Origin of the sequence: Serratia sp. CY83965, assembly GCF_052166375.1 — a bacterium.
GTDB lineage: Bacteria > Pseudomonadota > Gammaproteobacteria > Enterobacterales > Enterobacteriaceae > Serratia > Serratia marcescens.
This window is the reverse complement of the sequence record NZ_JBJNOV010000001.1, coordinates 726889-747837: the sequence shown is the minus strand read 5'-3', so window position 1 is coordinate 747837 and position 20949 is coordinate 726889. Positions and strand designations below refer to the sequence as shown.

The window sequence follows — 20949 nt, the reverse complement described above, 5'->3', positions numbered from 1 at the left end:
ATTCATAAAATTACAGATTAAACAGAGGTTACCATGCTGGACAAGACACGTTTACGGATCGCAATGCAGAAGTCGGGCCGCCTGAGCGATGAATCCCAGGAACTGCTGGCGCGCTGCGGCATCAAGATCAACCTGCAGCAACAGCGTCTGATCGCCTTCGCGGAAAACATGCCGATCGATATCCTGCGCGTGCGCGACGACGATATTCCGGGCCTGGTGATGGACGGCGTGGTCGATCTCGGCATCATCGGCGAAAACGTGCTGGAAGAAGAGCTGCTCAGCCGCCGCGCCCAGGGCGAAGACCCGCGTTACTTCACCCTGCGCCGCCTCGATTTCGGCGGCTGCCGCCTGTCGCTGGCCACCCCGCTCGACGCCGAATACACCGGCCCGCAAAGCCTGCAGGACGCCCGCATCGCCACCTCTTACCCGCACCTGCTGAAGCAATACCTCGACAAGCAGGGCGTGCGCTTCAAATCTTGCCTGCTGAACGGCTCGGTGGAAGTGGCGCCGCGCGCCGGCCTGGCCGACGCCATCTGCGATCTGGTCTCTACCGGCGCCACGCTGGAGGCCAACGGCCTGCGCGAAGTGGAGGTGATCTACCGCTCCAAGGCCTGCCTGATCCAGCGCGACGGCGAAATGCCGGAAGCCAAACAGCAGCTGATCGATCGCCTGATGACCCGCATTCAGGGCGTGATCCAGGCGCGTGAATCCAAATACATCATGCTGCACGCGCCGAGCGAGAAACTGGACGAGATCGTCGCGCTGCTGCCGGGCGCCGAGCGCCCGACCATTCTGCCGCTGGCCGGCGCGCAGAACCGCGTGGCGATGCACATGGTGAGCAGCGAAACCCTGTTCTGGGAAACCATGGAAAAACTGAAAGCGCTCGGCGCCAGCTCGATTCTGGTGCTGCCGATTGAAAAGATGATGGAGTAACGCCATGTCGACCTTCAACACGCCGATCGATTGGGCGACCAGCAGCGCCGAACGCCAGACCGAGCTGCTGATGCGCCCGGCAATCGCCGCCTCCGACAGCATCACCCGCACGGTGAGCGAAATCCTCGACAACGTGAAGGCCAACGGCGATCGGGCGCTGCGCGACTACAGCGCCCGTTTCGACAAGGCGGAAGTCTCGGCGCTGCGCGTCAGCGCCGAGCAGATCGCCGCCGCCGCCGCGCGGTTGGGCGACGACATCAAACAGGCGATGGCGGTGGCCGTCGCCAACGTGGAAACCTTCCACAACGCGCAGCGACTGCCGCCGGTGGACGTCGAAACGCAACCGGGCGTGCGCTGCCAACAGGTGACCCGCCCTATCGACTCGGTGGGTCTGTATATTCCCGGCGGATCGGCGCCGCTGTTCTCCACCGTGCTGATGCTGGCGACGCCGGCGCGCATCGCCGGCTGCCGCCGGGTGGTGCTGTGCTCGCCGCCGCCGATCGCCGATGAGATCCTGTATGCGGCGCAGCTGTGCGGCGTGCAGGAAGTGTTTCAGGTCGGGGGCGCGCAGGCGATCGCCGCCCTGGCGTTCGGCACCGAGAGCGTGCCGCGCGTGGCGAAGATCTTCGGGCCGGGCAACGCCTTCGTGACCGAAGCCAAGCGGCAGGTCAGCCAGCGCCTCGACGGCGCGGCCATCGACATGCCTGCCGGCCCTTCGGAGGTGCTGGTGATCGCCGACGCCGGCGCCACCCCGGCATTCGTCGCTTCCGATCTGCTGTCGCAGGCCGAACACGGCCCGGATTCGCAGGTGATCCTGCTGACGCCGGACGCGGCGATGGCGCAGGCGGTGGCCGACGCGGTGGAAAGCCAGCTGGCCGAGCTGCCGCGTGCCGAGACCGCCCGTCAGGCGCTGGCGAGCAGCCGCCTGATCGTAGCGCGCGATCTGTCCGAGTGCGTGGCGATCAGCAACCGCTACGGCCCGGAGCACCTGATTATTCAGACCCGCAATGCGCGTGAACTGGTGGACGGCATCACCAGCGCCGGTTCGGTGTTCCTCGGCGACTGGTCGCCGGAGTCCGCCGGCGATTACGCCTCCGGCACCAACCACGTGCTGCCGACCTACGGCTACACCGCCACCTGCTCCAGCCTGGGGCTGGCCGATTTTCAAAAACGCATGACGGTGCAGGAACTGACGCCGCAGGGCTTCAGCAACCTGGCCGCCACCATCGAGACGCTGGCTGCCGCCGAGCAGTTGATCGCCCACAAGAATGCCGTGACCCTGCGCGTCGCCGCCCTGAAGGAGCAAGCATGAGCATCGAAAAACTGGCGCGCGCCAACGTTCGCGAGCTGACCCCTTATCAATCGGCGCGCCGCCTCGGCGGCAAGGGCGACGTATGGCTGAACGCCAACGAATACCCGATCGCCCCGGAATTCCAGCTGACCGCGCAAACCTTCAACCGCTATCCGGAGTGCCAGCCGGCGCAGGTGATCGAACGCTACGCCGCCTATGCCGGGGTGAAGAAAGAGCAGGTGCTGGTCAGCCGCGGCGCCGATGAAGGCATCGAGCTGCTGATCCGCGCCTTCTGCGAGCCGGGCAAAGACGCCATTCTGTTCTGCCCGCCGACCTACGGCATGTACGCCGTCAGCGCCGAAACCTTCGGCGTGGAGCGCCGCACCGTGGCCGCCAAAGAAGACTGGCAGCTGGATCTGCCGGCCATCGCGGACAGCCTGGACAACGTAAAGCTGATCTACGTCTGCAGCCCGAACAACCCAACCGGCAACCTGATCGATCCGGACGATCTACGCAGCCTGCTGGAGCTGGCCAAAGGCAAGGCGATCGTTGCGGTGGACGAAGCCTATATCGAGTTTTGCCCGCAGGCTTCGGTGGCCGGCTGGCTGAGTGACTATCCGCACCTGGCTATTCTGCGCACGCTGTCGAAGGCCTTTGCGCTGGCCGGCCTGCGCTGCGGCTTTACGCTCGCCAATGAAGATCTGATTGCCCTGCTGCTGAAGGTGATCGCGCCTTACCCGCTCTCGACGCCGGTGGCGGATATCGCCGCGCAGGCGCTGAGCGAGGAAGGTATCCGCACCATGCGCCAGCGCGTCACCGACATCGCAGCCACCCGCAGCTGGCTGCAGCAACAGCTGGAGAAATGCGCCTGCGTCGAGCAGGTTTTCGCCAGCGACAGCAATTACCTGCTGGCTCGCTTCACCGCCTCAAGTAATGTGTTTAAAAGCTTGTGGGATCAGGGCATTATCTTACGAGACCAAAACAAACAGCCCGGGTTGTCCGGCTGCCTGCGCATCACCATAGGCACCCGCGACGAATGTCAACGCGTGGTGGACGCCTTGTCCGCCCTGCCCGGCGCCAACCAGACTCGCCAGGAGCCAATGTGAGCCAAAAAATCCTCTTTATCGATCGTGACGGCACGCTGATCGCCGAGCCACCGGAAGATTTCCAGGTTGACCGCCTGGACAAGCTGGCGCTCGAGCCAGACGTGATCCCTTCCCTGCTGGCGCTGCAACAGGCGGGGTATCAGCTGGTGATGATCACCAATCAGGATGGGCTCGGCACCGCCAGTTTCCCGCAGGAGACCTTCGATCCGCCGCACAACCTGATGATGCAGATCCTCAGCTCCCAGGGCATTCAGTTCACCGATGTGCTGATCTGCCCGCACCTGCCGGCGGACAACTGCGACTGCCGCAAGCCGAAAACCGCGCTGGTGAAGGGCTACCTGGAACCCGGCGTGCTCGATACCGCACACAGCTACGTGATCGGCGATCGGCCGACCGATGTGCAGCTGGCGGAAAATATGGGCATCCAGGGGCTGCGTTACCAGCGCGGCGTGCTGGGTTGGAAAGAGATCGTGCGCCAGCTGACCCTGCGTGACCGTCACGCGCGGGTTAACCGCGTGACCAAAGAGACGCAGATCGACGTCAACGTGTGGCTGGATCGCGAAGGCGGCAGCAAAATCAAAACCGGCGTCGGCTTCTTCGACCACATGCTGGATCAGATCGCCACCCACGGCGGCTTCCGCATGGAGATCGACGTCAAAGGCGACCTGTATATCGACGATCACCACACGGTGGAAGACACCGGCCTGGCGCTGGGTGAAGCGCTGAACAAGGCATTGGGCGACAAGCGCGGCATCGCCCGCTTCGGCTTCGTGTTACCGATGGACGAATGCCTGGCTCGCTGCGCGCTGGATATCTCCGGCCGCCCGCACCTGGAGTACAAAGCCGAGTTCAACTATCAGCGCGTCGGCGATCTCAGCACCGAAATGGTCGAGCACTTCTTCCGTTCGCTCTCTTACACCATGGGCTGCACGCTTCACCTGAAGACCAAGGGCAAAAACGACCACCACCGGGTCGAGAGCCTGTTCAAAGTGTTTGGCCGCACGCTGCGCCAGGCGATCCGCGTCGAGGGCAATACCCTGCCGAGTTCGAAAGGAGTGCTGTGATGAACGTGGTGATTTTGGATACCGGCTGCGCCAACCTGGCCTCCGTCACCTACGCGGTGCGGCGCCTGGGCTATCAGCCGGAGGTGAGCCGCGATCCGGAGATCGTGCTGCGCGCCGACAAGCTGTTCCTGCCGGGCGTCGGCACCGCGCAGGCGGCGATGGATCAGCTGCGCGAGCGCGATTTGATCGAACTGATCAGGGCCTGCACGCAGCCGGTGCTGGGCATTTGCCTCGGCATGCAGCTGCTGGCGGCCAGCAGCGAAGAGAACGGCGGTGTGACCACGCTCGGCCTCATCGATACGCCGGTGAAGCAGATGACCGACTTCGGCCTGCCGCTGCCGCACATGGGCTGGAACCAGGTGTCCGCGCAGGCGGGCCACCATCTGTTCCGCGGCATCGATGACGGCGCCTACTTCTATTTCGTACACAGCTATGCGATGCCGATATGCCCCAGCACCATCGCCCAGGCGAACTACGGCGAGCCCTTCACCGCCGCCGTGCAAAAAGACAATTTCTTCGGCGTGCAGTTTCATCCAGAACGATCTGGAGCGGCCGGCGCGCAACTGTTGAAAAACTTTCTGGAGATGTAGGCAGCATGATTATTCCGGCTTTGGATTTGATCGACGGCAACGTGGTGCGTTTGCATCAGGGCGATTACGGCCAGCAGCGCGACTACGGCAACGATCCGCTGCTGCGTCTGCAGGACTATCAACAACAGGGCGCGCAGGTGCTGCATCTGGTCGATCTGACCGGCGCCAAGGATCCGGCGGCGCGCCAGATCCCGCTGCTGCGCAAGCTGCTGGCGGGGGTTGACGTGCCGGTGCAGGTCGGCGGCGGCATCCGCAACGAACAAGACGTCAGCGCCCTGCTGGAGGCCGGCGCCACGCGCGTGGTGATCGGCTCCACCGCGGTGAAACAGCCGCAGTTGGTGCAGAGCTGGTTCGAGCGCTACGGCGCCGACGCGCTGGTGCTGGCGCTGGACGTGCGCATCGACGCACAGGGCGTAAAACGCGTGGCCATCAGCGGCTGGCAGGAAGATTCCGACGCCACGCTGGAACAGGTGGTGGAGCAGTTCCTGCCCTACGGGCTCAAGCACGTGCTGTGCACCGATATTTCGCGCGACGGCACGCTGGCCGGTTCCAACGTGGCGCTGTATCAGGCGATCAGCCGCCGTTATCCGCAGGTGGCCTTCCAGGCCTCGGGCGGCATCGGCAATCTGGACGACATCGCCCAGCTGCGCGGCAGCGGCGTTGCCGGCGTGATCGTGGGGCGCGCCCTGCTGGAAGGTAAATTTAGCGTTGAGGAGGCGATCGCATGCTGGCAAAACGGATAATCCCGTGCCTGGATGTTAAAGACGGGCAAGTGGTGAAAGGCGTGCAGTTCCGCAACCACGAAATCATCGGCGACATCGTGCCGCTGGCGCAGCGCTATGCGCAAGAAGGCGCGGACGAGCTGGTGTTTTACGATATCACCGCCTCGAGCGATGGCCGGGTGGTGGACAAAAGCTGGGTGTCGCGCGTGGCGGAGGTGATTGATATTCCGTTCTGCGTCGCCGGCGGCATTAAAAGCGCCGAGGACGCCAGCCAGATCCTGTCTTTCGGCGCCGACAAGATTTCGATCAACTCGCCGGCGCTGGCCGATCCTGAGCTGATTAGCCGCCTGGCTGAACGCTTTGGCGTGCAGTGCATCGTGGTGGGCATCGACACCTGGTTCGACAGTGAAACCGGCAAGTATCATGTCAACCAATATACCGGCGACGAGAGCCGCACCCGAATCACCCAGTGGGAAACCCTCGACTGGGTGCAGGAAGTGCAGCGCCGCGGCGCCGGTGAGATCGTGCTGAACATGATGAACCAGGACGGCGTGCGCAACGGTTACGATCTGCAGCAGCTGCGCCGGGTGCGCGAGGCCTGCAAGGTGCCGCTGATCGCCTCCGGCGGCGCGGGCACCATGGCGCACTTCCTGGAAGCGTTCCGCGATGCGGACGTCGACGGCGCGCTGGCGGCATCGGTGTTCCACAAACAAATCATCAATATCGGCGAACTGAAAAGGTTCCTGGTCGAACAAGGCGTGGAGATTCGCGTGTGCTGACAGAACAACAGAGAAACCAGCTGGACTGGGAAAAAACCGACGGCCTGATGCCGGCCATCGTTCAGCACGCCGTTTCCGGCGAAGTGCTGATGCTGGGTTACATGACGCCGGAAGCGCTGGCGACCACCGAGCAAAGCGGCAACGTCACCTTCTTCTCGCGCACCAAGCAGCGCCTGTGGACCAAGGGTGAAAGCTCCGGCCACTTCCTCAAGGTGGCCAGCATCACGCCGGACTGCGATAACGACACGCTGCTGATATTGGCCACCCCGATCGGCCCGACCTGCCACCTCGGCAACAGCAGCTGCTTCCACCCGGCCGCCAGCGACTGGACGTTCCTCTATCAGTTGGAACAGCTGTTGGCGGAGCGCAAGCACGCCAGCCCGGACAGCTCGTACACCGCCAGCCTGTACGCCAGCGGCACCAAGCGCATCGCGCAGAAGGTCGGGGAGGAAGGCGTGGAAACCGCGCTGGCCGCCACGGTCAACGATCGCGAAGAGCTGACCAACGAAGCTTCGGACCTGATCTATCACCTGCTGGTGCTGCTGCAGGACCAGGATTTGGATATGAGCGCGGTGATCGGCCGGCTGCGCGAAAGGCATCAGAAAAAAGCGTGACGTTAAATCACGCGCAATAAAAAAGCCGCCGGGCGTTAACCTCGGCGGCTTTTTTTATCGCTCAACGGGCGGGATTATTCCATCCATTCGGTATGGAACACGCCTTCCTTGTCGATACGTTTATAGGTGTGCGCACCAAAGTAGTCGCGCTGCGCCTGAATCAGGTTCGCCGGCAGCACCGCAGAACGGTAGCTGTCGTAGTAGGCGATCGCGGCGGAGAAGGTTGGCGTAGGAATGCCGTTCTGCACGGCGTAAGCCACCACGTCACGCAGCGCCTGCTGGTACTCGTCGGCGATTTGCTTGAAGTATGGCGCCAGCAGCAGGTTGGCGATATCGGCGTCCGCCGCGTAAGCGTCGGTGATCTTCTGCAGGAACTGGGCGCGGATGATGCAGCCGGCGCGGAAGATCTTGGCGATTTCGCCGTAGTGCAGATCCCAGTTGTTTTCTTTAGACGCGGCTTTCAGCTGAGAGAAGCCCTGCGCGTAGGACACGATCTTGCCCAGATACAGCGCGCGACGCACTTTCTCGATGAATTCAGCTTTGTCGCCGGTGAACGGCGCCACTTTCGGGCCGGTCAGCACTTTAGACGCGGCAACGCGCTGATCTTTCAGCGAGGACAGGTAGCGCGCGAACACCGATTCGGTGATCAGCGACAGCGGTTCGCCCAGATCCAGCGAGCTCTGGCTGGTCCACTTGCCGGTGCCTTTGTTGGCAGCTTCGTCCAGGATCACATCGACCAGGTATTTACCCTCTTCGTCTTTCTTGGTGAAGATGTCTTTGGTGATGTCGATCAGGTAGCTGTTCAGTTCGCCCTTGTTCCACTCGGCGAAGGTTTCGGCCAGCTGCTCGTTGCTCAGATTCAGCGCCTGTTTCAGCAGAGAATAGGCTTCGGCAATCAGCTGCATGTCGCCGTATTCGATGCCGTTGTGCACCATCTTCACATAGTGGCCGGCACCGTCTGCGCCAATGTAGGTCACGCAAGGCTCGCCTTCCGCAACCGCAGCGATTTTCTCCAGGATCGGCGCCACCAGCTCGTAAGCTTCTTTCTGGCCGCCAGGCATGATGGAAGGCCCTTTCAGCGCGCCCTCTTCACCGCCGGAAACGCCGGTACCGATGAAATTGAAGCCCTGGTCGGACAGTTCGCGGTTACGGCGGATGGTGTCCTGATAGTAGGTGTTGCCGCCGTCGATCAAGATATCGCCCTTGTCCAGGTGCGGAGTCAGCGAGGCAATGGTTTTATCCGTTGCTTCGCCCGCTTTCACCATCAGCAGGATGCGGCGCGGTTTTTCCAGCGATTCGACAAACTCTTCAACGGTGTAATACGGCGCCAGGTTTTTGCCCGGGTTCTCAGCGATCACTTCGTCAGTTTTGTCGCCAGAACGGTTGAAAATGGAAACGGTGTAACCACGGCTCTCGATGTTCAGCGCGAGGTTGCGGCCCATTACCGCCATGCCGACAACGCCGATTTGTTGCTTGGACATTTAGGAACTCCTGTCTGAGGATGACCCTGCAGGCAACGTCGGCCAGCAGGTTTTGTGATGTGGCACACATGTTAACTCAGGATTGCCTCGTGTGGGTAGTGATTGGTGCGATAGACGGTTGACAAAGAATGCTGCTAAAACAGTCAAGCACAGCGACTGAAGTCACTAAAAAAATGCAGGAAGATTGCGTGTTAAAGGTGAAGGTTTATTGATGACGAGCACGGATCCTGTACAATCTCGCAGTTAAATCACAGTTGGGGTCAAAAGTGCGCGTACTTTCCTGCATTTTCTCTATTATTTTCATCGTGTTCTCAATGTTGGGAACGATTAAGATTTATATTGGCGGCAATTTTAATTGGCTCATCCAGTTGATGTTGCTGTCCGCTGCGGCTGCCACCTCATTGATGGCCTCACCTCTTTCGCCGGCGCAAACGGTTCGCGCACGACTGCGCAACCTGCGCAACTACAAGCCCATGATGATAGGCTGGCTGCTGTTTATGGCAGGCATAGCTATAGCGGCGGTGATGAATCACGGCACAGGGCTGTATACGTTGGCGAAATACGTCGCTTTCATGTTTGCACTTCTCTGCCTGTTGCTAATTTCCCCGCTCTCATCCGCTTTGCTTGAAAAAGCGCTTAGCATCACACTCGTCATTTCATTGGTGCCGCTGATACTTTTGGCGCTCTTCCGCCAACTTGACGCGATGGTGATTTTAGGCGATGGACGCATGGGGTGGCTCGCCAGTTGGCCCGGTGTCATTTGGAAAATCGGCGCCTTTGTATGGCCTTTTGCTGTTTGGCGCTGCTTAAAAAAAACCAATTTTATCAATGTGCTGTTAGCATTCGGCGCAGTGCTGGTCATGGCGCTTGACGGTAGCCGTACCTCTATGCTGTGGCTGGCGTTAGTATGGGGAGCCTTGGCAATCATTGCCTTCTTTGCTCGCGTGCAAACCCAGCCTGTGCGCGGTCATTTTAGCCTGATAGTCGTGACCTTGCTGTCGTTCTCACTTATTCAGCCCGTACTCTTGGGCTGGGTTTCAGGAGATTATGACAAACTGCTTGTTCAATTGATGGAGAAGCGCACGAGCAATCATGCCGATACGGCCAACCTCAGTATTAGTCATACTCTCGAAGAAACTTTGGCCGCGCCAAAAGAAACGACGGCAGACCGTTTGGTCAAAGGCGACAACAGTATACGTTTGCAAATGCTGCACACCGGGTGGCAGCAAACCGTAGATAAATTCCCTTGGGGAGGCGGTTTTGGCAGCACTCGGGTCGATGATTTTGGCGCCGACAGCGTGATTCACATGACCTATCTTCAGTTATTGGCTGATGAGGGCGTTTTATCGTTCATCGGCTACCTGCTGTTTATTTTGACTCCTCTCTATTACGGTCTGAAATTCGTCTTCGAAAAGCGGGAGCTTTTTGTCGAACGCTTCGAGTCTATGTTGAGTCCCTTATCGGTGCTGGCTCTGTTCTTGTTCATGGGATGTTTCCACCCCCTCAGCAATGAGTTAACCGAATGGGCCATCGTTTTAACCGCAATTTCTATTGTGATATGCCATGTCCCGCGTCGCGACTAATACCTTTTGGTTAATGCTGGCACAAATAGGCGGGTTGTTCATTCCGCTTATCGAATTGCCCGTACTGGCTCGCGCTCTAGGCCAACAAAACTACGGGCAAGTGCTTTATGCGCTAGGCATCGCTCTGACAGCCTCGGTATTTGTTGAATTCGGCTTCAATTTCAGCGCCGCACGTGCCGTTGTCAAGATCAGAGAAAACAAGCAACAGCTGGCTCAGTTGGTAAGCAATGTGTTGTTTGCCAAACTGCTGCTCAGTATGGCCGTTGGTGTCGCCGTAGCCGTCCTGATCCTGACAGGCTCCGGTGCCACGACGATCCCTCATCATTGGTTCGTGTGGATATCGCTATTCATTCTGGCGTTCGGTTTTACACCACTATGGTACTACGTCGGGATCGAAAAACTGGTTTTGCCGGCATTACTGGATTTAGGCTTACGCAGCACGGGGCTTTTATTTACCATTTTGCTGGTGTCCTCACCACAACACGCTCAACGTGTACTCATGATTCAAGCCACTGTGGGCATCATTAATACCCTACTTCCAACCTTGCTGATGATGCGCTCCACTGGTTTAGGTCGCATCAGCTTTCGCGGTGCCGTTACCGTTCTGCGTGAAAGCTGGGAACTCTTTTTATACAAAGGGGCTCAAAGCATCATGGGGTCGATCGCGTCTACACTACTGGGATTATTGGGCGGAGCTCGTACGGTTGGCGCCTTTGTGCCCGCCGAAAAACTGGTTCGAGCTGCGAGCGGTTTAGCTGCCCCCGTTCTGAATGCTGCGTTTCCCCATCTGGTCAGACTGCAATCCGACTCGACGCATACCGCAAAACGGGTTGTTACCCTCGCGCTGGGAGCGTTGTTCACCGTAACGATCGCCTTCGCTCTGCTGACCGTTTGGCTAGCCGGTTGGCTGGTGAATACCATCTTCGGCCCCGGCTATCAGGATGCCATTGAGCTATTAAGCATTTTGGTATGGGTTGTCCCTTTACGCATTTGCAGCATGGCGTTGGCCATATTGTGGTTTATTCCTGGCGGTAAAGAGCAAGTTGCCAGCCGGGTCATGATGATCAATATAGCGATAATCTGCCTGCTTGCCTTCCTCCTGGTTCCCACATTAGGCGGATTAGGCATGACTATCGCCTTCTTGGTTGCAGAGATAACCATGTTTTCCTTATTGCTTTTTTTATTCTGTCGAAAACCGTCAGGTGTCGCGCCACAAACACCTACACTTGCCCGATTGCGGCACCGACAGTAACAGGATAGTCATGAGTCATTGCTTTATTCTCGATTGTGAAGGAAGCCAGTTTGAGTAACTTTGCCCTAAGCGTGGTTATAACTACCTATAACCGCCCAGATCTGCTCGCGCGCGCAGTGGATTCCGTTGTGACCGAAAGGAGTAGGCACAACAAGATACAAATCATAGTGGTTGACGACGCGTCCACGACAGCGCAGCCGGAACTTGCTATAGACGACCTGATCTTTCATCGCATGCCCGTCAACGGCGGCCCTGGTCCCGCTCGCATGCAAGGCTTAGCGTTGGCTAGCTCCCCCTGGGTCTTGATGCTTGACGATGACGATACGCTCGAACCCGGTACAGCTGAGTATTTGGCCGCACGTCTACCCGAACCTGAAACGTCGATGTATCCGGTGTATCAATTTGCCGTCAGCAAGAAAAATCAGAAAGAAGAATTTCGTCTGATCACTTTCGATGACTACGTGAACAAAACCATTACCGGCGATTTCACGCCCGTTTTTGATCGTGAACAATTTTTAGGCACCGGCTTACGCTATCCTGAAAATCGCGCCGGTGGCGAACACCTGCTGTGGTGGAAAGTTGCGGAGAAATTCGGTATTCCTTCGTATGATCGGCCGTTGGTGCGGGTTTCCAACGATGCCACAGTGCGCTTGACGCATTTTTCATCGCAAATCAGCAAGGCCGCCTACCACCAGCAACTGGCTGAAATGGCGCTGGCCGATTTCGGCGAGCGGCTGCAGCGCGATCATCCCGAGGAGTTTCGCCGGATACGTTTGGCGCATATTACCTATAGCTTGCTTAACCGACAGTGTGCGACGGCACGCCAATCGTTAAAAAATGCTCCGCTCGGCGACAAGTTAAAAATGGCTTTATGGACGATCAGTTGGTTACCGCATTCTCTGATCAAGAAGTTATTCATTTCTTATCGTCAGCGCCAAGGGTAAAACAGCGATGCGTATAGACTACGTGATCACCGGTCTTGAGATCGGCGGCGCCGAATATCAAGTTGTCACGCTGCTCGAGAAATTGGCCGAGCGCGGCCATCAAGTGCGCCTGATCTCATTGATACCACCGACATCTGCAGTATTTGTCGATCGATTGGCCACCGCCGGCGTCCCACTCCACGATCTGGGCATGCGTTCAGGTAAAGACTTGCCGCTCGCACTGCTCCGCTTGCGCAAGGAACTGTTGCGCAATCGGCCGGATGTCGTACACAGCCATATGGTGCACGCGAACCTGTTGGCTCGCCTGGTGCGGTTGTTCACGCCTTCTTTGAAATTAGTTTGCACGGCGCACAACACTCATGAAGGCGGAAAAATTCGCGATTGGGCATATCGCCTGACCAACCCGCTCAGCCAGTTGAACACAACGATCAGCGAAGCGGCCACACGCCGGTTTATTGGCGAACGCGTTTTCAAGGCACGCAATACTCGTACCATTCCCAATGGAATTGATACTGCCAAGTTCAGCCCAGGGAAAGAACACAGCGCCTCTTTAGAGCGCCCTTTCCGCTGGTTGGCCGTCGGGCGTCTGGTCGAACAGAAAGATTACCCGACGCTGATTGCGGCCTTTGGCAAACTCTCAGACAGCCAACTACTGATCGCCGGCCAAGGCCCATTGTTTGAAACTTTACAACGACAGGTTGAGCAGGCTGGATTGGAAAAACGCATTGAATTTCTTGGCGTTCGTAATGATATTGAGCAACTGTATCGCCAGGTCGATGGTTTTGTCTTGTCATCGGAATGGGAAGGATATGGCTTGGTCGTCGCTGAAGCGATGGCTTCTGAACTTCCTGTCGTCGTCACCAATAGCGGCGGCCCCGGAGAAATCATCGGCAATACGGGCGAGAATGGTTTGCTGGTTCCGATCAAAGACCCTGAAGCGCTCGCCAATGCCATGGCTTCGATAGAAAGGATGTCCTTGCAAGATAGACGACATTTAGGTCAGCATGCTCGACGTCGTGTCAAAGAAAAATACGCTTTAGATGAAATAGTTACACAGTGGGAATGTATTTATACAGAGCTAAAAAACAATAATTAATGGCTTTGGCGGTATATTGATAAGGTTTTTATGAAAATAGCACTAATAGGTACAGCAGCAAATTGTGTGGTTGGCTTTAGAGCCGATCTGATAAAGTCATTGCACCAGCAGGGGCATACGGTTTACGCCCTGGCTCTGGATTATGATGACAACACCCGCATGCAGGTTACAAATCTGGGAGCGATACCGGTTGACTATAAATTCAGCCGGACAGGCCTCAATCCGCTAAAAGATTTCCTGGATACCTATGCGCTTAGCAAACAGTTAAAGCGTTTAGCTCCCGACCTGGTTTTTTCCTACTTTTCTAAACCCAGCATCTTTGGCACTTTGGCGGCAGTCATGGCGGGCGTTAAAAAACGTTACGCGATGCTGGAAGGCTTGGGCTACCTATTTACTGAACAGCCGCAAGGTGTGAGCAGGAAAGTAAGGCTTTTAAAAAAGATTCAGGTCATGCTCTACCGTTGTATCTTCCCAAGCCTTGATGCGCTCATTCTTCTGAATCCTGACGATCGTCATGATCTGCTGGTTAACTGCAAAATCAACGTCAAGCAGGCACATGTCTTAGGCGGTATCGGTTTGAATCTGGCTGACTATCCTTTCACGCCCCCTCCGACGTCCCCCGTTTCCTTCATCTTTATCGCCCGTTTGTTGGCCGAAAAAGGGGTTCACGAATACGTCGCCGCCGCAAAAATAGTTAAAGCTAAATACCCAGAAACTCGCTTCTATATGTTAGGCGCGATAGATACGCAAAACCCAGGTAGCTTAACAGTAAAATGCCTGAATAATTTAATTGAAGACGATATCATCATCGCTCCAGGCCATGTTTCAAACGTGGCGGAATGGATTGCGAAGTCCAGCGTTTTCGTTTTACCTTCCTACTATCGCGAAGGGATCCCGCGTAGTACTCAGGAAGCAATGGCCATGGGACGTGCCGTTTTAAGCACGGATGTGCCGGGTTGTCGGGAAACAGTAGTTCAAGGCGTTAACGGTTATTTAGTCAAACGCTGGTCACATGCTGAGCTAGCGGAAAAGATGTGCGAATTGATCGAAAACCCACAAAAGATAACGGATATGGGACTTGCCAGTTATCAATTGGCCCAAGAAAGATTTGACGCAGACAAAGTCAATAATCGCCTATTGGAATTGCTGGAGATTCCTCAAACTCGGTGATGTCAAGCCAAACCTGAATGATGCCGGTCGGCATCATTCAGGTCGTGATACCGAAGACAATCAGTCACGGTACCCTTTAGGGTTTTTCTTCTGCCAGTTCCAGGTATCGCGCATCATGTCATCGATACCCCGACTCACTTTCCACCCCAGCTCCTGATAAGCCAGATCGGCGTTCGCCCAGAAGGCAGGCAGATCGCCTTCGCGACGCGGTAATATTTGGTAAGGGATCGTGACCCCCGACGCTTTTTCGAATGCCTGCACCATCGCCAGTACCGAGTGCCCTACACCAGCCCCAAGGTTATAGGCCTTAAATCCGCGGAGCTTCGGCAGATGATCCATCGCTTTCAGGTGGCCTTCGGCCAGATCCATGACATGGATGTAGTCGCGCTCTCCCGTCCCATCGGTCGTCGGATAATCCCCGCCGAAAATACCCAGCTTTTCCAGTTTGCCGATGGCCACCTGCGAGATGTAGGGCAACAGGTTATTGGGAATACCGTTAGGATCCTCACCGATCAACCCCGACTCATGGGCGCCTACCGGATTAAAGTAGCGCAAGGCAATAATCGAAAATTGCGGCTCAGCCTTGGCGACATCTTGCAGGATCTGCTCCACCATCAGCTTCGACGTGCCATAAGGGCTTGTCGTGCCGCCGATCGGTGTCGTCTCGACATAAGGCACCGGTGAATGGGCACCATAAACGGTAGCGGACGAACTAAAGATAAACGCATACACGCCGGCGCGACGCATAGCCTCCAGTAACACCAACGTTCCGGTGACATTATTCTGGTAGTATTCCAGCGGCTTACGCGTAGATTCCCCTACTGCCTTAAGACCGGCGAAGTGGATCACGCCGGTAATCGAGTGCGCTTCAAAGATGCGATGCAAGCATTCCGCATCCTGAACATCACCTTGGTAAAACACGGCGGCTTTTCCCGTCAGTTTCTCTACGCGGTGTAAAGACTCCGCTGACGAGTTCGACAGATTATCCAATACCACCACCTCTTCACCGCGCTCCAACAGCATCAAAACTGTATGTGAACCGATGTAGCCGGCTCCGCCAGTAACTAAAACCGCCATACAAACCCCTCACTCGCGCCCAACGCGCTCAAGAAAAACAGCCGTCTAAAGCCATAGGCTTATTTTAAATAAAACGTAGAATCACGCATCCTTTTCGATCATCAAAGGTTTACGGCTCATCGACCGTAAAGCACCATAAACGGCAACGGTCGCTCTCTCTCGTCGCGTCATGACTCTGGCACCTGAGAGCCGTTCAGGCCGAACTCAGCCATCACTGCGTGCTGAAAAACACGGATTAAAACCGCTAGCACGCCGCGCTCTCTGCGTTATCACACAGCTTAACTGCGCCGGAGGCAGCGATTGAATACAACCGGTTGATACAGTGCCATCGCCCCTCTGGCAAACGAACGAAAATCAGGCCTGCGGCCACCGACCGATAACATAACGCAACAAAACAAAAAGAGCAGCTTAACGCTGCTCCCTTTCAGATAAATACTCGCCTCATCGCAAAACCGGACTAGCGACTGCGGGCAAAATACTGCGCGACCCGCATAACATCTTTTTCATCCAACGTACCGGAATCGCTCAGCAAGGTGATCCATGATTTGATGTAGGCGTACTTGGCGGAAGCCAGATCGCGCTGGGCGCTATAGAGCTGCTGTTCGGCGTTGAGCACATCGACGTTGACGCGTTGCCCGGCCAGTACGCTCTGCCGAGTCGCCGTCACCTGTGTCGTAGCCGATTGTACCGCCAACTCATAGGCCGCCACCTTGGCGCGGCTGCTGATGCACAAATTGTATTGCTTGCGCAGATCGTTGAGCGTGGTGCCCGTCTGTGCATCCATTTCATACATCGCCTGGCCATAGCGCGCCGCCGCCTGCCGGGTCGACGCCGAAACGCCGCCGCCGGAATAAATAGGCATGCTGACCTGCACGCCGATGCTGTCGGTACGGTATTTCTGGTTAACCGTATTATCGCTGCTGGAGTCGTTTTCCGAATGCGAAGCATACAGCTGAACCTGAGGCATAAAGCCCGCACGATTCCTTTCGACATCATACTTGGCGGCGTCCACGCCATGACGCGACGCGGCCAACACCGGGTTGTTCTCCAGCGCGATCTTTTGCCACTCTTCGAACTTGGACGGGATCAGCGGCGCCACCTTAAACTTGCCCGGACGCAAAACCTGCAATTCATCCAGTTGGTTCAGCGGCATGCCGATAATCACTTCCAATTCGCGCTGGGCGGCGTCCAGCGCATCGCGCGCTTCGATTACCTGCGCTTCGGCCAGGCTGTAGCGCGCCTGGGTTTCCGATACGTCGGTAATGGTGCCTTCACCGGCGCTCATCAGGCGATCGTTCAAGGTCAACTGTTCCTTGTAAGCCGCCTTTTGCGCTTCGGCCAACGCGATTTGATCCTTGGAATAGGCCACTTCGACATAGGCATTAATCACCCTAACCGCAAGATCCAGCAATTTGCCGCGATAGCGCTCGTCCGACATCATCGTCTGCGCCACGCCGGCTTTGTAGCGCGCGTACGCTTCATAGTCGAACAGCGGCTGCGTCAGCGTGATCGAACTGGAATAACTGCGATATTGCTGCCGCCGGGTGACCTCCGAAACATTGCCGAAAAAGTCGCTCTGCGGATATTTTTGCGTCTGCCAATTGCGCGGTGAATTCTGATAGTTCAACGACACCTTCGGCAGCAGCCCCGCCCTACCGATGTTTTCGTTCTCATCTCCCGCTTCTTTCTCTTTTATAGCCGCCCGGAAGGTCGGGTCCTTTTCTAATGCCAGCGAATATGCGTCTAAAATCCCTATCGAATAAACCGGCGCAGATATCGCAAACAAAAGGGTGCCGATAACCAGACCGGCAGCCTGTCGTTTTGATTGAATCAAAATTATTCCTCGGTTAATGAAGTATGAGCGCGATCCAAAATAGGTTTAAACAGATAGCTCAGCAGCGAGCGCGAGCCCGTTTTCACGAACACCTCGACCGGCATCCCCGGCTTGATGTCCTCGCCACTGAGCATCTTCATGCCCTCCGGCGAGACCGTGACCTGCATCTGGTAGTAAGGTTCTCCATTGGATTTGTCGACCAGGCGGTCGGCGGAAACCAACGTGACCGTCCCCGGAATTTTCGGGGTTTTGTTTTGGTTGAAGGCGGTAAACATCAGATCCACCGGCAACCCGTTGTACACCTTGTCGATCAAATCGACTTTCAGGCGAGAATCCACCACCAGCGTCGCCTGGCTGGGCACAACGTCCATCAGGTGGTCACCCGCTCCCACGACGCCCCCCTGAGTGAAAATATTCAATCCGACCACGGTGCCATCCACCGGTGAGATGATGGCGGTATTGCCCAGATCGAAGTCGGCCATTTGCAGTTTGTTGCGGAACTCGCTGGCGTCCATTTGGGTTTGCGCCAGTTGCGTCCTGACCTCGCGCTGATAGTCGGCGAAGCGTTGATCGATGCGCTGCTGAGATTCCTGCAGCTGTTTTTGCAATTGACCAATCCGCCCGATGGTTTCATCGATGCTGCTGTTCACCTCAGCGAACTGGCGCTGGACTTCCAGATAACGATTGCGCGGCAAATAACCGTCCGCCGCCAGTTGCTTCATGCTGTTCATCTGCTCACGCAGGCTGGAAAGTTGGATCTGCTTGTTGGCGCGCGAATCCTGCAGGCCTTTCAACTGGAAGCGGATCCCATCCATCGACTGCTTATAACCATCAATTTCACTTTGCAGCCCCTGGCGGCGAGAGGCGAACAGCTGCGTTTGCAACGCGATGATTTCGGCCACGCGCGGCTGATCCTTAACCTGGGTGAAAACAGGGGAAAAAGTGACCTTGCTCAGACCATCGCGTTCAGCCAGTAAACGCCCTTCGGTGGCCAGCGTGGTGTAGTACTGATCGCGCAGCGAATCAACCTGAGCCTGCGCCTGCACCTGGCTCAATTGCACCAGAACCTCACCGGCTTTCACCTTGTCGCCATCTTTCACCGCGATATTCTTGATGATGCCGCTGGCCGGGGCCTGCACCGTTTTGCGGTTGCCGGAAACGGTTACCGATCCCGGTGATGCCACCCCTTTATCCAGAGGCGCGAACGCTGCCCAGGCCAAAAATCCGAACAGACCAATTCCCACTACCAGCCAGCCCATCCGGGTAAACCGCCGTTCATCCTGCGGGATCTCTTCAATATACGAGTCTTGCGGCTCGCCAATATGCGTCGACATACCAACTCCTTTACACTGCGGACGGCAATGAAGCCATCAGGCAATTCACGGCTTAATTAATTTGCGTTTTTGGGATGTTGCCTTCATCCGGCTCAGAATTTACCGCCCTCACCGCTTGCTGAGGCTGTTGCGTCTGCGCTTTTTGCGCATTGGCCAACGCCTGAAGCACTTGTTGAGTCGGGCCGAACGCGTTGACGTTGCCATTCACCAACAGCAACAACTTGCTGGTCATCGACAGCAAATTGGTGCGATGGGTAATCAGAACCACCGTTTTATTACGTTGCTTGAGGAACATAATGGCCTGGTTCAACGCTTTCTCGCCCGCATCATCCAGATTGGAGTTAGGCTCATCCAATACCACCAGCGAAGGGTCGCCGTACAATGCGCGCGCCAGGCCGATACGCTGTTTCTGTCCACCGGACAACCCAGCGCCACCGTTGCCGAGCACCGAATCGTAGCCGTTAGGGAAACGCAGGATCAGTTCGTGCACACCGGCCAGCTTAGCGGCTTCAATGACTTTCTCTGAATCGATATCGTTAAAGCGAGCGATATTCTCGGCGATAGTCCCGGCAAACAGCTCAATGTCCTGCGGCAGATAGCCGATATACGGCCCCAATTCATCCTTGTTCCACTGATAGATGTCGGCATTATCCAACCGAACAATCCCTTCACTGACCGGCCAAATGCCGACCAGCAAACGCGCCAGCGTCGATTTCCCCGACGCGCTCGGGCCAATGATCCCCAGCACGTCACCGGGCTGGATGGCAAAAGTCACGTTATGCAATACCGCATCGCCTTTGGAGCCCGGCGGCGTGGCGGTGACGCCTTCTACTGCGAGTACCCCTTCCGGACGCGGCAAGGACATACCGGTGCCACGTTGCGGGTGCGTTTCCAGCAGCTTGACCAACCGGCCATAAGAAAGCTTTGCCGCGCTGTAGCTCTTCCAGACGTTAATAACCTGCTCAATCGGAGCCAGCGTTCGCCCCATCAGAATGGAGCCGGCGATCATCATACCGGGCGTGATGTGCCCATCGATCGCCAGCCAGCCCCCCAGCCCCAGCACCAGCGATTGCAGCGACATGCGTACAAACTTGGTGATCGATGTGACCCGCGATGCGCGTTCGCTGGCGATGCGCTGACTGTTCAAAAACCGCTGGTGCAGACCGAACCACCGGCGTTTCAGGTTAGGCAACATCCCCAAAGCCTCGATCACTTCGGCATTTCGCAGATTGGTGCTGGCCAGCGTACCGGACATAATCGACAGCTTGCTGGCCTCCGCCAGCGGCTTTTTCGACACCATTTCGTTGATCACCGCCAATGCGATCAGCAACAGCGCACCGACCAGGGCGAAAAGCCCCAACCAAGGATTAAACAGGAATATCACCAACAGATAGATCGGAAACCACGGCGCATCAAAGAAGGCGAACAGCGCGCTGCCGGTGAGGAATTGGCGCAGATTGGTCAAGTCGCTCAGCATCTGGCCGGCGTCGGAAGAACCGTTTTTCAGATTCGCTTCGTAGGCCGCAGTGTAGACTCGCGTGTTGAGACGCATATCCAGCTGACTGCCGATACGGATCACCACCATGCTGCGCACGTATTCCAACAGCGACATCATGCCGAACATGCCCAACATGATCAGCGTCAGCATCAACAGCGTGATTTCATTACGCGAAGGAAGCACCCGGTCGTAAACCTGGAGCATATAGATAGAAGGAACTAGCATTAATAAATTAATAAATGCGGTAAATATGCCAACGGTCCAAAAAACCTTACTGCGAGTCCGTATAACATCCGCAATTTCATTGCGCGGTATAAATTGATTCACTTTCTGCCCTTACATCATGTGCACTGTCAGTCCAATCCGCATTGATATTTATGAGATTAACCTCACAAAAAAAGCCCCAAACATGCTCAAGACTGCAGATGCTTTTTCATTAACTATAGATACATATATGGAATTCCAGCAAGGCTGGCAGATGAAAAAAACATGTGCCAAAAAGAACAAAAAAAAACAACACAAAGCAAAAAGTTAGCAAAGGCTAAACGAATATGGCATCACATCGCATCCGCCGTGCATCA

The 20949-nt window shown here is 56.5% G+C and carries 18 protein-coding genes; 13 read left to right on the top strand and 5 right to left on the bottom strand.

Annotation, left to right across the window (positions count from 1 at the left end):
• The first annotated feature begins 33 nt into the window (after nt 1-33).
• Genes hisG through hisIE form a run of 8 tightly spaced genes read left to right on the top strand, consistent with a single transcriptional unit; the run spans nt 34 to nt 7099 of the window.
• Complete coding sequence (hisG, locus tag ACJ8PL_RS03710; RefSeq protein WP_004938793.1) at nt 34-933, top strand: ATP phosphoribosyltransferase; 900 nt, start codon at nt 34-36, stop codon at nt 931-933.
• A gap of 4 nt (nt 934-937) precedes the next feature.
• Nucleotides 938-2245 carry a histidinol dehydrogenase gene (gene hisD / locus ACJ8PL_RS03705; RefSeq protein ID WP_033640853.1) on the top strand — a complete coding sequence of 436 codons (1308 nt, stop codon included), beginning with the start codon at nt 938-940 and terminating at the stop codon, nt 2243-2245.
• Nucleotides 2242-3330, top strand: a complete 1089-nt coding sequence (gene hisC, locus ACJ8PL_RS03700) for a histidinol-phosphate transaminase (RefSeq protein ID WP_033640854.1) — start codon at nt 2242-2244, stop codon at nt 3328-3330. The genes hisD and hisC overlap by 4 nt, the downstream gene beginning before the upstream one ends.
• On the top strand, nt 3327-4394 hold the full coding sequence (hisB, locus tag ACJ8PL_RS03695; RefSeq protein ID WP_016928404.1) for a bifunctional histidinol-phosphatase/imidazoleglycerol-phosphate dehydratase HisB: 1068 nt from the start codon (nt 3327-3329) through the stop codon (nt 4392-4394). The genes hisC and hisB overlap by 4 nt, the downstream gene beginning before the upstream one ends.
• A complete protein-coding gene (gene hisH / locus ACJ8PL_RS03690; RefSeq protein ID WP_004938803.1) occupies nt 4394-4984 on the top strand; it encodes an imidazole glycerol phosphate synthase subunit HisH in 591 nt (196 codons plus the stop codon). Before hisB ends, hisH begins: the two co-directional genes overlap by 1 nt.
• A gap of 5 nt (nt 4985-4989) precedes the next feature.
• Complete coding sequence (gene hisA, locus ACJ8PL_RS03685; RefSeq protein WP_016928405.1) at nt 4990-5727, top strand: 1-(5-phosphoribosyl)-5-[(5-phosphoribosylamino)methylideneamino]imidazole-4-carboxamide isomerase; 738 nt, start codon at nt 4990-4992, stop codon at nt 5725-5727.
• The gene (gene hisF / locus ACJ8PL_RS03680; protein ID WP_016928406.1) at nt 5709-6485 is read left to right on the top strand and encodes an imidazole glycerol phosphate synthase subunit HisF; all 777 of its coding nucleotides are present in this window, start codon (nt 5709-5711) and stop codon (nt 6483-6485) included. The genes hisA and hisF overlap by 19 nt, the downstream gene beginning before the upstream one ends.
• Nucleotides 6479-7099 carry a bifunctional phosphoribosyl-AMP cyclohydrolase/phosphoribosyl-ATP diphosphatase HisIE gene (gene hisIE / locus ACJ8PL_RS03675; protein ID WP_397609462.1) on the top strand — a complete coding sequence of 207 codons (621 nt, stop codon included), beginning with the start codon at nt 6479-6481 and terminating at the stop codon, nt 7097-7099. Before hisF ends, hisIE begins: the two co-directional genes overlap by 7 nt.
• 74 nt (nt 7100-7173) lie before the next feature.
• Here hisIE and gndA read toward each other — a convergent pair whose 3' ends face one another.
• The gene (gene gndA, locus ACJ8PL_RS03670; protein ID WP_004938815.1) at nt 7174-8580 is read right to left on the bottom strand and encodes an NADP-dependent phosphogluconate dehydrogenase; all 1407 of its coding nucleotides are present in this window, start codon (nt 8578-8580) and stop codon (nt 7174-7176) included.
• 266 nt (nt 8581-8846) lie between these two features.
• On the opposite strand from gndA, the gene ACJ8PL_RS03665 reads away from it, so the two are divergent.
• Genes ACJ8PL_RS03665 through ACJ8PL_RS03645 form a run of 5 tightly spaced genes read left to right on the top strand, consistent with a single transcriptional unit; the run spans nt 8847 to nt 14625 of the window.
• The gene (locus tag ACJ8PL_RS03665) at nt 8847-10163 is read left to right on the top strand and encodes a hypothetical protein (RefSeq protein ID WP_232036918.1); all 1317 of its coding nucleotides are present in this window, start codon (nt 8847-8849) and stop codon (nt 10161-10163) included.
• Nucleotides 10144-11415: an oligosaccharide flippase family protein gene (locus tag ACJ8PL_RS03660; protein WP_016928410.1), complete on the top strand. Its 1272-nt coding sequence runs from the start codon at nt 10144-10146 to the stop codon at nt 11413-11415. Before ACJ8PL_RS03665 ends, ACJ8PL_RS03660 begins: the two co-directional genes overlap by 20 nt.
• A 50-nt stretch (nt 11416-11465) precedes the next feature.
• The gene (locus ACJ8PL_RS03655) at nt 11466-12359 is read left to right on the top strand and encodes a glycosyltransferase family 2 protein (protein WP_161801398.1); all 894 of its coding nucleotides are present in this window, start codon (nt 11466-11468) and stop codon (nt 12357-12359) included.
• A 7-nt stretch (nt 12360-12366) separates the two neighbouring features.
• Entirely contained in the window at nt 12367-13455 is a 1089-nt protein-coding gene (locus ACJ8PL_RS03650) for a glycosyltransferase (protein ID WP_049299813.1), read from the top strand.
• 30 nt (nt 13456-13485) lie between these two features.
• Complete coding sequence (locus ACJ8PL_RS03645) at nt 13486-14625, top strand: glycosyltransferase family 4 protein (protein WP_028127962.1); 1140 nt, start codon at nt 13486-13488, stop codon at nt 14623-14625.
• A 60-nt stretch (nt 14626-14685) separates the two neighbouring features.
• Here ACJ8PL_RS03645 and galE read toward each other — a convergent pair whose 3' ends face one another.
• From galE to ACJ8PL_RS03625, 4 genes are all read right to left on the bottom strand, one after another.
• The gene (galE, locus tag ACJ8PL_RS03640; protein ID WP_028127961.1) at nt 14686-15702 is read right to left on the bottom strand and encodes a UDP-glucose 4-epimerase GalE; all 1017 of its coding nucleotides are present in this window, start codon (nt 15700-15702) and stop codon (nt 14686-14688) included.
• Nucleotides 15703-16159: 457 nt separating this feature from the next.
• Entirely contained in the window at nt 16160-17536 is a 1377-nt protein-coding gene (locus ACJ8PL_RS03635) for a TolC family outer membrane protein (protein WP_016928415.1), read from the bottom strand.
• A 2-nt stretch (nt 17537-17538) separates the two neighbouring features.
• Complete coding sequence (locus tag ACJ8PL_RS03630; RefSeq protein WP_016928416.1) at nt 17539-18870, bottom strand: HlyD family type I secretion periplasmic adaptor subunit; 1332 nt, start codon at nt 18868-18870, stop codon at nt 17539-17541.
• Between the two features lie 52 nt (nt 18871-18922).
• A complete protein-coding gene (locus ACJ8PL_RS03625; protein ID WP_028127960.1) occupies nt 18923-20695 on the bottom strand; it encodes a type I secretion system permease/ATPase in 1773 nt (590 codons plus the stop codon).
• Nucleotides 20696-20949: the final 254 nt, after the last annotated feature.

Bases quoted from the DNA above. Each gene is read 5' to 3' on its own strand.
- hisG (WP_004938793.1), top strand. From the start codon at position 34: ATGCTGGACAAGACACGTTTACGGATCGCAATGCAGAAGTCGGGCCGC.
- hisD (WP_033640853.1), top strand. From the start codon at position 938: ATGTCGACCTTCAACACGCCGATCGATTGGGCGACCAGCAGCGCCGAA.
- hisC (WP_033640854.1), top strand. From the start codon at position 2,242: ATGAGCATCGAAAAACTGGCGCGCGCCAACGTTCGCGAGCTGACCCCT.
- hisH (WP_004938803.1), top strand. From the start codon at position 4,394: ATGAACGTGGTGATTTTGGATACCGGCTGCGCCAACCTGGCCTCCGTC.
- hisA (WP_016928405.1), top strand. From the start codon at position 4,990: ATGATTATTCCGGCTTTGGATTTGATCGACGGCAACGTGGTGCGTTTG.
- hisF (WP_016928406.1), top strand. From the start codon at position 5,709: ATGCTGGCAAAACGGATAATCCCGTGCCTGGATGTTAAAGACGGGCAA.
- gndA (WP_004938815.1), bottom strand. From the start codon at position 8,580: ATGTCCAAGCAACAAATCGGCGTTGTCGGCATGGCGGTAATGGGCCGC.
- ACJ8PL_RS03660 (WP_016928410.1), top strand. From the start codon at position 10,144: ATGTCCCGCGTCGCGACTAATACCTTTTGGTTAATGCTGGCACAAATA.
- ACJ8PL_RS03650 (WP_049299813.1), top strand. From the start codon at position 12,367: ATGCGTATAGACTACGTGATCACCGGTCTTGAGATCGGCGGCGCCGAA.
- ACJ8PL_RS03645 (WP_028127962.1), top strand. From the start codon at position 13,486: ATGAAAATAGCACTAATAGGTACAGCAGCAAATTGTGTGGTTGGCTTT.
- galE (WP_028127961.1), bottom strand. From the start codon at position 15,702: ATGGCGGTTTTAGTTACTGGCGGAGCCGGCTACATCGGTTCACATACA.
- ACJ8PL_RS03630 (WP_016928416.1), bottom strand. From the start codon at position 18,870: ATGTCGACGCATATTGGCGAGCCGCAAGACTCGTATATTGAAGAGATC.